We start from the raw sequence: 13669 nt of genomic DNA, 5'->3' as shown, positions 1-13669 counted from the left end.
GGCTTCTTCGTCGTCCTCCGGGCTCGTCCTCAAACGCCGGACGGGCTATTCATCGCGCTGCGCGCTTCCTCAAGCGCCGGACCGGCTTGATCGGTCCTCACTGCCGCCGTTTCGGCAGGGTGACCCTCACCAGGTCCGAGGCCACCGTCAGTTCGCCCTCGAAGCCCGCCTCCCTCGCCTCGGTGGCGAAGGCCGTGGGGTCCGTGTAGCGCTGGCTGAAGTGGGTGAGGACCAGGTGGTGGACGCCCGCGTCGCGGGCCGTGCGGGCCGCCTGGGCCGCGGTGAGGTGGCCGTACTCCTCGGCGAGCGAGCTGTCCTCGTCGAGGAAGGTGGACTCGATGACGAGCAGGTCGCAGCCGTCGGCCAGGGCGGGCACCGCGTCGCAGAGGCGGGTGTCCATGACGAACGCGAAGCGCTGGCCGCGGCGGACCTCGCTGACCTGGTCCAGCGTGACGCCGCGCAGTTCGCCGGTGCGCTGGAGGAGGCCGATGTCGGGGCCCGCGATGCCGTGGGCGGCCAGCCGGTCGGGCAGCATGCGGTGGCCGTCGGGCTCCACCAGGCGGTAGCCGAAGGACTCCACCGGGTGGGCCAGGCGGCGTGCCTCCAGGCGGTAGGCGGGCGTGTCCGCGAGGACGGCGCCGCCGCCGGACACCGGGACCTCGGTGAGCGGGACCGTCTCGCGGTAGGCCGTCGCGTACCGCAGCCGGTCGAAGAACCGCTTGCCGCTGCCCGGATAGTGGGCGGTGATCTCGTGCGGCACCCGGTCCAGGTTGATGCGCTGGATGACCCCGGCGAGGCCCAGCGAGTGGTCGCCGTGGAAGTGGGTGACGCAGATCCGGTTCAGGTCGTGCGCGGCGACCCCGGCGCGCAGCATCTGCCGCTGGGTGCCCTCGCCGGGGTCGAACAGGATGCCCTCGCCGTCCCAGAGCAGCACGTAACCGTTGTGGTTGCGCGCCCGGGTGGGCACCTGGCTCGCGGTGCCGAGCACCACCAGTTCACGTACGGACACGTTCGGCCGTTCGAGGTGTGCGGGCGGCCCGGGCTAGCCGGGCGGCCACTGGAGGCCGCGGCCGCCCAGCACGTGCGCGTGGGCGTGGAAGACGGTCTGGCCGGCGCCGGCACCGGTGTTGAACACCACGCGGTACCCGGTGGCGTCCACCTTCTCCCCCGCGGCGATCTCGGCGGTCTCCCGCATCATGTCGGCGGCGATGGCGGGCTCCGCCGCGGCGAGTGAGGCCGCGTCGGGGTAGTGCACCCGGGGGATGACCAGGACATGGGTGGGAGCCTGGGGGTTGATGTCCCGGAACGCGACGGTCGTCTCGGTCTCGCGGACCACCGTCGCCGGCACCTCCCCCGCGACGATCTTGCAGAACAGGCAGTCGGCCTGCGGCTCTCCGGCCACGTCATGCCTCCTCGACGTCGTTCGGTTCGGCCGACGGCGGCGGCCGGCGGCCCGGCCGCGGTCCGCCCGGCGCTCCGGTGGCGTCGCCCCGGCCCTGCGGCCCTGGTGCTCCCGGCGCTCCGGCCGCGGTCCGCCGCGACAGGTACCGTGGCATGCTATCCGGCCGCCGGCTTCCTCCTGCGAAGAGCCCGGTGGCTGAGCCAGCGGGTGATCAGCAGGGTCCACAGCGCCACGTCGCCGGCCGCCCCCATGAGCAGCGCGTCCGCGCGGGGCAGCGCGACCGCCGCGACGTCGTAGCAGGCCACCAGGACCGCGGCGTACGCCATCGTCCGGACGGGGCCCGAGGCCCGCGCCAGCGTCAGCAGCAGGCGGCGCAGCCGGGGCGGGGTCCGGCTGCGGTTCCACAGCGCCCAGCCGGTGCCCAGGGCGGCCAGCGCGGCCGCGGTCACCGGCACGGCGGGCAGCAGCGGGCCGCCGTCCCTGGCGCCGGCGGTGCCCACGACGGCGACGACCAGGCCGGCCAGCGCGGCCCAGCCGGCGCCCGAGGCCACCGACCAGGCCATCACCTGGAGGTTGTACGGGGCGGACCGGTCGGTGGCGTCAAGCGCCGCGGCGTCGGCGAAGCCCTCCACGGCGCGGGCCCAGCGTCGGGGGCGCAGCCGGCTGCCCCGCATGTGCAGCAGGGAGAGGTTGTACCGGGTGGCGGCGTCCTCCGGATCGAGCCGCAGGGCCCGCTCGTAGGCCCGCTGGGCGGTGGGGGTGTCGCCGAGGCGGTGCGCGGCGAGTCCGACGAGGAAGTGGTTGCCGGCCTCCTCCGGCCCCAGTTCGACGGCCCGCAGCGCGACCCGGTACGTCTCCTGCCGGCGCCCCCGGTCGTCGGCCTTGAGGAGGACGTAGCCCAGGGTGCGGTAGCCGGCCCAGTTGTCCGGGAGCAGCCGGATCACCTCGCGGGCGGCGTGCTCCGCTTCGGCCGCGCGGGACAGCCGGGCGAGCAGCCCGGCCCGCACCACCCACGCCTGCGCGTACCGGGGATCGGCGCCGAGCGCGGCGTCGGCGGCCTCCAGCGCGCCGGTGAGGTCGCCGCCGTCCCTGTGGCAGTAGGCCAGCACCGTGAGGGCCGCGGCGTCGTCGGGCCGCTCGGCCAGGTGCGGGGCGAGCACCGCGGCGGCCTGCTGCGGGCGGCCAGCGGCGAGCAGTGCGTGGGCCCGTTCGACGGCGTGCCCGGCCGCGTGTCCGGTCACAGCTTGCGGTGCCGCCTCAGATAGGCGAGCAGGTCGTCGTAGGTGCCGCCGTCGTTGGCGAAGAGGGCGACGTTGCGGGCGGCGGCGAACCACGGCTCGGTGGAGGGCCGCACCGCGCGGGCCGCGTCCAGCAGGTCCCGGGTGCCGATCATGCGGATCCGGCCGCTGCGGGCCGAGTCGAGCAGGGCGGCCTCGGCGGCGCTCTCGCAGACGTGCGCGAGGTCGGCCCCGGAGAACCCGTCGGTGGCCTTGACCAGCTTGCCCAGGTCGACGGAGGCGATGGGCCGCTCCCGCAGGTGGTACTGGAGGATCGCCTCGCGTGCCGCGGCGTCGGGCGGCAGCACCAGCAGGGTGCGGTCGAGCCGGCCGGGGCGGCGCAGGGCGATGTCGACGTCCCAGGGGACGTTGGTGGCGGCGAGGACGAAGACGCCCTCGTTGCCGCCGTCGACGCCGTCGAGCTCGGCGAGGAGCTGGTTGACGACGTTGCGCAGCCCGCTGTGGTGCATCCGGCTGCGCTTGGCGCCCAGCGCGTCCAGCTCGTCGAGGAAGACGACACAGGGGGCCTGGCCGCGGGCGGTGCGGAAGATGTCGTGGACGTTCCGCTCGGACCTGCCGATCCACATGTCGAGCACGTCGCTGACCGCCACCGGCAGGAACGCGGCGCCCAGCTCGCCCGCGACGGCCCGCGCGATGAAGGTCTTACCGCAGCCCGGCGGCCCGTACAGCAGGAGGCCGCCGCGCAGGCTCTTGCCGTACAGCCTGCGCAGCTCGGGGTTGCGCAGGGGCGCGAGGAAGGCGGCTTCGAGGCGGTCCTTGACCTCCTGCATGCCGCCGACGTCGGCGAGCCGCACCGAGTGGACGGCCTCCACCTCCCAGGCGGGGGCGTCGCCCGGGTCGCCGCCTCCATCGGCGGCCAGCGGGGGCTCGGGGCGGCGCGGCACACCGGTGCCGCCGGCGCCGCTGACGTCTCCGGGCGATCCTGTGCCGTGGGGACCGCCGAGCCCGCCATCCGGGCCTGCGGCGCCGCGCCCGTCGTCCGAGCCGGGGCCGCCGTCGGAGCCGGATGCGAAACGCGGCGGCACCATGCCCCGGACCTCCTGCTCCGCGGCGTTCCAGTCGAACTCCTCGCCGGCGGCCGGGCGTCGTTCCGCGGGAGGCCCTTCCGCGGCGGGAGGTTCGGAGGCGGGAGCGGTGCCTGTGGCGCCCGGGTCCGCTGGGGACGAGGTGCCGGCTCCCTCGGCGCCCGGGTCCTCCCACGACCGGCTGCCGGCTCCCCCGGCACCCGGCCCGGGAACGCCACCGGGCGCACCGCCGGTTGGACGACCCGCACCCGCGCCGTCCGGGCCGTCCGGGCCGTTCCCCGTAGTGGCCGCCGGACCGGGAACGGGGCCCGGCGCGGTGGCCGGGCCCATCGCCCGCAGCATCAGTTCCCGGGCCGCCGTGTCGCCGGGCGCCCGCTGGAGCGCCACCGCCGCCTCGGAGACCGCCGCGTCCCGCTGCCCCGCGTCGAGGAGCAACTCGGCGAGGTGCAGGCGGAGCGGGATGTCGTCCGGGGCGGCGGCGACGGCCGAGCGGAGGCTGCGTATGAGGGGCGACTCGTCGGACATGCCGTCACCCTACGACCCGGCGTTCACGCCCCCGCACCTGCGCCCGGCGCTCCCCACCGGGGCGCCGGCAGCGGCGGCGGGGTCTTCGCGGGGCGCTCCTCCAGCGCGGCGAGCGCCAGCCTGATCGCCTCGTCGAGCTGCGGGTCGCGGCCCGCCGCGTGGTCCTGGGGCGTGGTGACCACCTCGACGTCCGGGTCGACGCCGTGGTTCTCCACGTCCCAGCCGTAACCCTCCACCCAGAAGGCGTACTTGGGCTGGGTGACGAGGGTGCCGTCCACGAGGGGGTAGCGGCTGTCGATGCCGATCACCCCGCCCCAGGTGCGGGTGCCGACGACGGGGCCGATGCCGAGGGCCTTGATCGCGGCGTTGACGATGTCGCCGTCCGAACCGGAGTACTCGTTGGCGACGGCGACGACCGGGCCGCGCGGCGCGTCCTCGGGATAGCTGTAGGGCCGCAGGCCCCGCGGCGCGTCCCAGCCGATGATCCGGCGGGCCAGCTTCTCGATCACGAGTTGCGAGGTGTGCCCGCCGCGGTTCTCCCGCACGTCCACCACGAGGCCGTCGTGGGCCACCTCGACCCGCAGGTCCCGGTGGATCTGCGCCCAGCCGGGGGCCTGCATGTCCGGTACGTGGAGGTAGCCGAGCCGGCCGCCCGACTGCTCGTGGACGTAGGCGCGGCGCTCGGCGACCCAGGCGTGGTAGCGCAGCGGCTCCTCGTCGTCGAGCGGTACGACCACCGCGTACCGCGGCTCGCCGCCGCCCGCGGGCGAGATGGTCAGCTCCACGGGCTTGCCCGCCGTGCCGACGAGCAGCGGCCCGGGTCCGGTGACCGGGTCGACGGGCTGGCCGGCGATCGCGATCACCGCGTCACCCGTGCGGACCGCCGCGCCCGGTGCGGCGAGCGGGGAGCGCGCGCCCGGGTCGGAGGTCTCGGAGGGGAGGATGCGGTCGATCCGCCACAGCCCGTCCTCGTGCCGCGACAGGTCGGCGCCCAGCAGGCCCTGCCGGGTCGAGGAGGTGCCGTAGCCGCCGGAGGGCGACACATAGGCGTGCGAGGTGCCCAGCTCCCCCTGCACCTCCCAGAGGAGGTCGACGAGGTCGTCGTGGGTGGCGACGCGCCCCAGCAGCGGGCGGTAGCGGTCCAGCACGCCGTCCCAGTCGACGCCGCCCAGGTCGGGGCGCCAGAAGTGGTCCCGCATCAGGCGGCCCGCCTCGGCGTACATCTGGCGCCACTCGGCGACCGGGTCGATGTTCTGCCGCACCCGGGAGAGGTCGACGGTGATGTTGGTGTCGCTGTCGTCGTCGTGCGAGGCGCGCCGGTCGCTCGGCACCACCTTCAGCTTGCTGTCGGTCCACAGCAGCACCCGCTTGCCGTCGCCGCTGACGGAGAAGTGGTCGGCGCCCGACGCCAGGTGCTCCGTGCTCTGCTGGACGAGGTCGTAGCGCTCCAGGTCGGACTTGGGGTCCTGGTCCTCGGGCCTGGCGCGGGAGGAGCCGAGCACGCCGAGCACGGGGTGCCGCAGCCACAGCAGCCCGTCCTTGGCGGCCCGCAGGGTCGAGTAGCGGCCGGCCTCCACGGGGAACGGCACGATGCGGTCGGCGAGGCCGTCCAGGTCGATCCGGGTGGCCGGGGCGCCCTCGCTGTCGGGCGTCTCGTCCTTGTCGGGCGCCTCGAAGGGGCGGCCGTGCCGCTGCGGCCCGAAGGGCGCGGGCGTGGTGGCCGAGAGGGTGATCAGGTGCGGCCGGGAGCCGTCCACGAACGCCAGGTCGAAGACGTGCTCGTCGTAGATCGGGTCGAACGACCGCTCCGAGAGGAACGCGAGGTGCTTGCCGTCCAGCGTGAACGCGGGCGCGTAGTCGCGGAACCTGAGCGGGGTGGCCTCGCTGACCGTGAGGTCGGCGGTGCCGGCGAGCTTCAGGTGCCGCAGCGGGCGGGGGCCGGGGTGCGACCATGCCAGCCAGGCCGAGTCCGGCGAGAAGACCAGTCCCGAGGCCTCGCCGTGCTCGCTCCTGTCCACCTCGCGCACCTCACCGGACTCCCGCTCCACGAGCAGCACGCGGCCGTCGTGGGAGGCGACGGCGGCGCGGCTGCCGTCCGGGGCCATGGCGAGGCCCAGCACCCGGCCGAGCTGCCCGGCGGCGATCCTGCGGGGCGTGGCGCCGGGCGCGAGGCCGGTGGCGGGCGCGAACTCCAGCGCGTCGTCGCCCTCCGCGTCGGTCACCCAGACCACCTGCTCCTCGCCGTCGGCGCGGAAGGTGCGCGGCAGCCGGGCCCGCACGCCCGCCGTGGCGGCCAGCACGCGGCTGGGGCCCTCGCGGTGGGTGACCCAGTGGATGGCGCCGCGGACCGACACGGCGCTGCCCCGGCCGGTGTGGTCGGGCGCGGCGGAGCCGAACCAGCGGGAGGCGTTCAGCGGCCGGGGCTGGAGGTCGGTGCGCTGGCCGCCGAGGCGGATGTCGAGCCGCCGGGGCTCGGCGCCGTCCAGGTCGTCCAGGATCCACAGCTCGCCCGCGCGCGCGTAGACGACGCGGCGGCCGTCGGTGGCGGCGTGCCGGGCGTAGTAGCCGTACAGGGGGGCCTTGGACGCCTCGGGGGCCTCGGGGGCCTCGGGGGTGGACTCCTCGGCCCGTGCCGTCTCGTCCGTGGGGCCGGCGGGTGGCTCGGAGGTCGCCCCGGCGCCGTCCCCGGTGCCGTCCGCGGCGGGGGCCGCGCCTTCGGCGGCGGGCGCGGGGGCGTCCGCGGGCCCTTCCGCGCCGGCGCCGTCCGCGGCCGGTGCCGAAGGGGCCGCGGGCGGTGTCCCGGGGCCGCCGCCGAGGTCCGTGTGCCGGCGCAGGTCGGAGCCGTCCGGCAGGGAGGAGTAGACGGCGCCGACGCCCTCGTGGTCGCAGAGGAAGGCGATCCGGTCGCCGACCCACATGGGCCACTCGATGTTGCCGTCGATCTGCTCGTGGACGCGGACGAACTCGCCGTTGCCCTCGCGGTCGATCCAGAGCTTGCCCATGCTGCCGCCGCGGTACCGCTTCCACCAGGCGGCCTCGCGGCTCATCGGCACGGACACCAGCAGGACCTGGCCCGCGGGCCCGTGCGCGACCGAGCCGGCCGGCCCGTAGGGCAGCGTCTCGGCGGGGCCGCCGTCCAGCGGGACCGCGCGGGCCCAGGTGCGGCGCAGCGACGCCTGGCCGTACGCGGTGACGGCGAGCACCCGGCCGTCGGGCGTCCAGCCGCGCACGGCGGTCTGGTTGCTGCCCCAGTGCGTCAGCCGCCGGGACGGCCCGCCGTCGAGGGGCGCGACGTGGACCTCGGGCGCTCCGTCGCGGCGGGAGGTCCAGGCCACGGTCGTGCCGTCCGGGGAGATCCGGGGGTGGCCGACCGGCATGTTGTCCGCGCTGACCCGCCAGGCGCGACCGCCGTCGAGAGGCGCGACCCAGACGTCGTCCTCTGCCGTGAAAGCGATGAACTCACCGTGAAGATGAGGAAACCGTAGGTACCCAGACTGTGTCACACGATCAGCCTAGGCAGGGCGGACCGTACCGGTCAGCGGTTTGGATCACTCCAGGCCGTGGGAAAAGCCTCAGTTCCGCATCCACGGGGCCGCCGCCGCGGGCGCCGCGCGGGTACCCGGCGGCGCCCTGAGCACCGCTTCCACCGGAGCGGCCACGCGCGCGTGGGCTCCGGTCAGCCCTCGGTCAGCCCTGCATCAGCAACCATTCCTGGAGTTCCACCAGGTTCCCCTCGGGGTCCTTCAGGTGCGCGACGCGCATCCGCTCGGTCATCGGCCCCGGGCCCTGTACCAGTTGGCCGCCGCGCCCGGCGATCTCGGCACAGTATGCGTCGAGGTCGTCGACCCGGAGCACCACGAGGGAACGGTGCCCGCTCGCGGCTTCCGCGAGCTCCCCCAGCACCTCGGACATCGCCACCCGGTCCTGCAGCGCCACACCGGCGGAGCCGACGGCCGGGCTGAACTTCTCGTAGGGCCCGTCCACCGCGCCCGACTGGGGTTTCAGCCCGAGGACGTCCGCGTAGAACCGGTAACAGGCGGGGAAGTCGGAGACCAGCAGCCTGACCTGGGCGAGTTCCAACGTGTCTCCTCGGTGTAGGTGACCACTCGGGTGTGGATACCGATGACCACTGATGACCACTAGGGGATGGCGACCATACTGGGTCGTGACCACCGGGGTGTGTGGACGGTCGGCCGTTAATCGAAACCATCGGGCGTCGGGACCATCAAGGGTCGGTGACCATGGGGCGGCGCTGACCACCAGGCGTTCGGCGGCCACCGGGGGGCGACCATCGGATGTCGGTGACCAGGTGACCAATGGCGGGGGCTGTCTGATCGTACGGGCCGCCCCGGAAAGGGGCGCGGGGAACTGCTGGGGGTACCTCCCACGCCCTACAGGCAGTGGAGGACAGCCACGACGCACCGGCAGACCGCGCTCCCCAGAAGAGGCACCCCCTACCGCCAAGGCCGAAGGCCAAAAAAGGGGCGCGGGGAACTGCGCAAACACCCACGACAACCCGTACACGCCACCCCCGAAAGACACCCCCCACCGCCAAGGCCGAAGGCCAAAAGCCGGACCGCGGGCCCAGGAAGCCGGCACCGCAGCCGAAGCCGGAACCGCGGGCAGCCCGAGCCGGAACCGGGGCTAGCCCCACCGCCCGCTGCGCCCGAGCAGCACCGCAGCCGCCACGGTCCCCGCGGTGGACGTCCGCAGCACGCTGCGCCCGAGCCGGCACACCCTGGCCCCCGCCTCGGCGAAGAGCGCGAGCTCCGCAGGGGACACCCCACCCTCGGGCCCGACGACGAGCACGATCTCGCCACGCACGGGCAACACAGTCGTCGCCAGCGGCTCCGCCGGGTGAGCGGGATCCTCGTGCAGCACGACGGCCAGTTCGGCACGCGCCAGAACCGCGGCCACCTGCTTGCCCGACATCGCATCGGCCACGTCGGGAAAGCGCACCCGGCGCGACTGCTTGCCCGACTCGCGTGCGGTCGCCCGCCACTTGCCGAGCGCCTTGAGGCCCCGCTCGCCCTTCCACTGCGTGACGCAGCGCTCCGCCGCCCACGGCACGATCGTGTCGACCCCGGTCTCCGTCATGGTCTCCACGGCACGCTCGCCGCGGTCGCCCTTCGGGAGGGCCTGGACGACGGTGATACGGGGCTCGGGGGCGGGTTCCTCGCGGACCGGCCCCCTGCTGAGCACCAGCCGGTCCTTGCCCTCGGCATCCAGCACCACGCAGGCGGCCCAGCGGCCCGCGCCGTCGGTGAGCACCGCCTCCTCGCCGGGCCGCAGCCGCTTCACCGCGACGGCGTGCCGTCCCTCGGGCCCGTCGAGCACGTACCGGGGCCCGTCGGCCCGGGGAGGTTCCGCGGGGCCGGGGTCGCCGGGCGATCCGGTGCCCTCGGGCGCGCCCAGGTCGTCGACGACGAAGACGGGTGCCGTCACACCGCACCGCCGTCCCCCGCCGGGGCTCCGGCGGGTCCCACGGGGTCCGCGGGGGTCGCGGACGCCTCGGCCGGGGCGAGGTGCCCGGGTCTGCGGGGCGGCGCCCAGGCGGCCGTCCTGGCGTCGTCGAGTTCGGTGGCCAGCTGCTCGACGAGCCGTGCGGCGGGCAGCTCCCGGGTCATCCGGTAGCCCTGGCCCGCCCACAGCGCCATGCCCTGCTGGTCGCCGGCCGCGGTGGCGGCCGCGCGCAGGGGTGAGGTCAGGTGGTGTATCTGGGGGTAGGCGGAGGGGGCGTAGGGGCCGTGCTCGCGCATGAAGCGGTTGACGAGGCCGCGGGCGGGCCTGCCGGTGAACGCGCGGGTGATCTCCGTACGGGCGAACAGCGAGCCGCTGACGGCCTCCTTGTGCAGCGGATGGGCGCCCGACTCGGGGGTGACGAGGAAGGCGGTACCGAGCTGCCCGGCGACCGCTCCGGCGGCGAGCACCGCGGCGATCTGGGTGCCGCGCATCAGGCCGCCGCTGGCGATCAGCGGGAGCTCCACGGCCTCGCGGGCCTCGGCGACCAGGCTGAGCAGCCCGTATCCGGCGCCGTCACGCTCCGGCTGGTCGCGGTGGGTGCCCTGGTGGCCGCCCGCCTCGATGCCCTGGAGGCAGATCGCGTCGGCGCCGGCCTGCTCGGCGTCCCGCGCCTCCTGAGGGGTGGTGGCGGTCACCACGGTGAGGGTGCCGGCCCGGGAGAGGGCGGTGAGCACCTCGCCCGCGGGACAGCCGAAGGTGAACGACACCACGGCCACCGGGTCGTCGAGCAGTACGGCGAGTTTGGCGTCGAAGCCGTCGTCGCCACCGCAGTCGGAGTCGCCCAGCTCCGTCTCGTACCAGGCGGCCTCGCCGGCGAGTTGCTCCCGGTAGACGGTGACGGCGCCCGGGTCCGCGTAGTCGGGCCCCGCCAGGAAGAGATTGACGCCGAACGGCCGGTCCGTGAGTCCGCGCAACTGCTTGATCTCGTGGTACATCCCGTCGGCCGTCTTGTAGCCGGCGGCGAGGAAGCCGAGTCCTCCGGCCTCGCTGACGGCGGCGGCGAGCCGCGGGCACGAAGCACCGCCTGCCATGGGGGCCTGCACGATCGGAAGAGGGAGGAGATCGGTCAGTGCGGAGGACATGACCGCATGGTGTCACGTCCCCCACACAAGTCCGAAACCAGCCTTACGCAAGGCATATGCCTCGGTCACCGACCGACGTCATCGCCCGTTGAAGGCATCTTTCAGCCGGGAGAACAGGCCCTGCTGGCCTGGCTGGAACTGTCCCGTCGGACGCTCCTCGCCACGCAGCTTGGCCAGCTCCCTGAGCAGCCGTTCCTGCTCGGGGTCGAGCTTGCCGGGGGTCTGGACCTCGACATGCACGATCAGGTCACCGCGGCCGCCACCACGCAGGTGGGTGATGCCGCGGCCGTGCAGCGGGACCGACTGGCCGGACTGGGTGCCTGGCCGGATATCGATCTCCTCCATGCCGTCCAGGGTCTCCAGCGGCACCTTGGTGCCGAGCGCGCCGGCGGTCATCGGGATGGTGACCGTGCAGTGCAGGTCGTCGCCGCGGCGCTGGAAGACCTGGTGGGGCAGTTCGTGGATCTCCACGTAGAGGTCGCCGGCCGGGCCGCCGCCCGGGCCGACCTCGCCCTCGCCGGCGAGTTGGATCCGGGTGCCGTTGTCGACGCCTGCCGGGATCTTGACGGTGAGGGTGCGGCGGGAGCGGATGCGGCCGTCGCCGGCGCACTCCGGGCAGGGGGTGGGCACGACCGTGCCGAAGCCCTGGCACTGCGGGCAGGGCCTGGACGTCATGACCTGGCCCAGGAACGACCGGGTGACCTGCGAGACCTCGCCGCGGCCGCGGCACATGTCGCAGGTCTGCGCGGTGGTGCCCGGTGCGGCGCCCTCGCCGTTGCAGGTGGAGCAGACGACGGCCGTGTCGACCTGGATGTCCTTCGTGGTGCCGAAGGCCGCCTCGTTGAGCTCGATCTCCAGCCTTATCATCGCGTCCTGGCCGCGCCGGGTGCGCGACCTGGGCCCACGCTGGGACGCCGTGCCGAAGAAGGCGTCCATGATGTCGGAGAAGTTGCCGAAGCCGCCCGCGCCGAAGCCTCCGGGGCCGCCCGCGCCGCCCGTCTGGGACAGCGGGTCCCCGCCGAGGTCGTAGACCTGCTTCTTCTGCGGGTCCGACAAGACCTCGTAAGCGGCGTTGATCTCCTTGAACCGCTCCTGCGTCTTCGGATCGGGATTGACGTCCGGGTGCAGCTCGCGGGCGAGCCTGCGGAACGCTTTCTTGATCTCGTCCTGGGACGCGTCGCGGCGGACGCCCAGGACCGCGTAGTAATCCGTGGCCACTTACGACTCCGCCAGGATCTGTCCGACGTAACGTGCCACTGCGCGTACTGCTCCCATCGTTCCCGGATAGTCCATGCGGGTCGGTCCGACCACGCCGAGCTTGGCGAGTGCCTCCCCGCCCGAACCGTAGCCGACGGAGACCACGGACGTGGAGTTGAGTCCCTCGTGCGCGTTCTCATGACCGATCCGTACCGTCATGCCGGAGTCCGTCGACTCCCCGAGGAGCTTGAGGAGCACCACTTGCTCCTCAAGGGCTTCGAGCACCGGCCGGATGGTGAGGGGGAAGTCGTGTCCGAAGCGGGTGAGATTGGCGGTGCCGCCGATCATCAAGCGCTCCTCGGTCTCCTCCACCAGTGTCTCCAGCAGGGTGGAGAGCACGGTCTGGACGGTGCCGCGGTCCTCGGCCTCGAAGGCCTCCGGCAGATCCTGCACGAGTTGCGGCACGTCCGCGAAGCGGCGGCCGCCGATCCTGCTGTTCAGCCTGGCGCGCAGATCGGCGAGCGAGGTCTCGCCGAACGGGGCGGGACAGTCCACCATGCGCTGCTCCACCCGGCCGGTGTCCGTGATCAGCACCAGCATCAACCGTGCCGGCGCCATCGACAGCAGTTCCACGTGCCGAACCGTGGAACGGGTCAGCGAAGGGTACTGCACGACGGCCACCTGGCGGGTCAGCTGGGCGAGCAGACGGACCGTGCGGGCCACGACGTCGTCGAGGTCCACGGCGCCGTCCAGGAAGTTCTGGATGGCGCGGCGCTCGGGTGCGCTCATCGGCTTGACGCCGGCGAGCCTGTCGACGAAGAGGCGGTAGCCCTTGTCCGTGGGGATCCGGCCGGCGCTGGTGTGCGGCTGGGCGATGAAGCCCTCGTCCTCCAGGACGGCCATGTCGTTGCGCACGGTGGCGGGCGAGACGCCGAGGTTGTGACGCTCGGTGAGCGCCTTCGACCCGACCGGCTCCTCGGTACCGACGTAGTCCTGGACGATGGCGCGCAGCACTTCCAGCCTGCGTTCACTGAGCATCGCGCACCTCCAGTTCCGTCCACCCGGACAGGTCGTCCGGCCTCGTACCCCCGGCCCCTACGTCCGGTCTCCCCACCCTGGACCCAAGCCATCCCCGATTCGCCAGGACCGGCCCCCCTTGGCACTCACCACACACGAGTGCCAATTTTCCCCGCCCAGTGTACGGCGCGGGGGTGCCGCGCGGGCAAGAGCACGGGGGCGCCGGCACGGCCCCCTTCCGACGCCGGACCACCACCGCGGCCACCGGAGAGCTGGTCGCTCCCCTAGTGCCTTGAGGGCGTGAGAGGCACCCCCATCCCGCGCCCCTTCCAAGCGGGGCTGCGCCCCGATCACCCGCCCGCCACCTCACGCCCGTCGAGACACTGCCGCCACCTCGTGGCTGTCCCCCGCTGCCTGAAGGGCGTGGGAGGTGCCCCCAGCAGTTCCCCGCGCTCCCTGTGGGCGCAGCCCCACATTGACGGGGCGTAACCCCGTTTTCAGGGGCGCGGGGAACCGCGCGACCAGCCACGACGAACCCGCCACACTCTCACGAACGCGAGAGGGCCGCGACATGACCGGGGCGAAGCCCCCGACCAGAAG

10 protein-coding genes are annotated in these 13669 nt (G+C 74.2%); all 10 read right to left on the bottom strand.

The features are described 5' to 3' along the window. Nucleotides 1–97 precede the first annotated feature (97 nt). Complete coding sequence (locus Sm713_RS15790) at nucleotides 98–1009, bottom strand: ribonuclease Z (protein ID WP_212910248.1); 912 nt, start codon at nucleotides 1007–1009, stop codon at nucleotides 98–100. 33 nt (nucleotides 1010–1042) lie between these two features. Next, nucleotides 1043–1402, bottom strand: a complete 360-nt coding sequence (locus Sm713_RS15785) for a histidine triad nucleotide-binding protein (protein WP_212910247.1) — start codon at nucleotides 1400–1402, stop codon at nucleotides 1043–1045. A gap of 155 nt (nucleotides 1403–1557) precedes the next feature. Next, nucleotides 1558–2643 carry a tetratricopeptide repeat protein gene (locus Sm713_RS15780; RefSeq protein WP_212910246.1) on the bottom strand — a complete coding sequence of 362 codons (1086 nt, stop codon included), beginning with the start codon at nucleotides 2641–2643 and terminating at the stop codon, nucleotides 1558–1560. Then, a complete protein-coding gene (locus Sm713_RS15775; RefSeq protein ID WP_212910245.1) occupies nucleotides 2640–4250 on the bottom strand; it encodes an ATP-binding protein in 1611 nt (536 codons plus the stop codon). The genes Sm713_RS15780 and Sm713_RS15775 overlap by 4 nt, the downstream gene beginning before the upstream one ends. A 23-nt stretch (nucleotides 4251–4273) precedes the next feature. After that, nucleotides 4274–7753 (bottom strand): S41 family peptidase, encoded by a 3480-nt coding sequence (locus Sm713_RS15770; protein WP_249416312.1) that lies wholly within the window; start codon nucleotides 7751–7753, stop codon nucleotides 4274–4276. A 184-nt stretch (nucleotides 7754–7937) separates the two neighbouring features. Next, entirely contained in the window at nucleotides 7938–8330 is a 393-nt protein-coding gene (locus Sm713_RS15760; RefSeq protein WP_212910244.1) for a VOC family protein, read from the bottom strand. Nucleotides 8331–8894: 564 nt separating this feature from the next. Then, nucleotides 8895–9695, bottom strand: a complete 801-nt coding sequence (locus Sm713_RS15755) for a 16S rRNA (uracil(1498)-N(3))-methyltransferase (protein ID WP_249416311.1) — start codon at nucleotides 9693–9695, stop codon at nucleotides 8895–8897. Then, the gene (locus Sm713_RS15750) at nucleotides 9692–10855 is read right to left on the bottom strand and encodes a nitronate monooxygenase (RefSeq protein WP_249416310.1); all 1164 of its coding nucleotides are present in this window, start codon (nucleotides 10853–10855) and stop codon (nucleotides 9692–9694) included. The genes Sm713_RS15755 and Sm713_RS15750 overlap by 4 nt, the downstream gene beginning before the upstream one ends. A gap of 78 nt (nucleotides 10856–10933) precedes the next feature. Next, entirely contained in the window at nucleotides 10934–12073 is a 1140-nt protein-coding gene (dnaJ, locus tag Sm713_RS15745; protein WP_212910242.1) for a molecular chaperone DnaJ, read from the bottom strand. After that, entirely contained in the window at nucleotides 12074–13090 is a 1017-nt protein-coding gene (gene hrcA / locus Sm713_RS15740) for a heat-inducible transcriptional repressor HrcA (protein ID WP_212910241.1), read from the bottom strand. Nucleotides 13091–13669 lie beyond the last annotated feature (579 nt).

This window comes from Streptomyces sp. TS71-3, from assembly GCF_018327685.1.
GTDB lineage: Bacteria > Actinomycetota > Actinomycetes > Streptomycetales > Streptomycetaceae > Streptomyces.
Note: the sequence above shows the minus strand (reverse complement) of the source record. Positions and strands in the feature narration are given on the sequence as shown.

Excerpts from the sequence above, each read along its gene's own strand:
- hrcA (WP_212910241.1), bottom strand. The coding sequence starts at position 13,090 with ATGCTCAGTGAACGCAGGCTGGAAGTGCTGCGCGCCATCGTCCAGGAC.
- Sm713_RS15775 (WP_212910245.1), bottom strand. The coding sequence starts at position 4,250 with ATGTCCGACGAGTCGCCCCTCATACGCAGCCTCCGCTCGGCCGTCGCC.
- Sm713_RS15750 (WP_249416310.1), bottom strand. The coding sequence starts at position 10,855 with ATGTCCTCCGCACTGACCGATCTCCTCCCTCTTCCGATCGTGCAGGCC.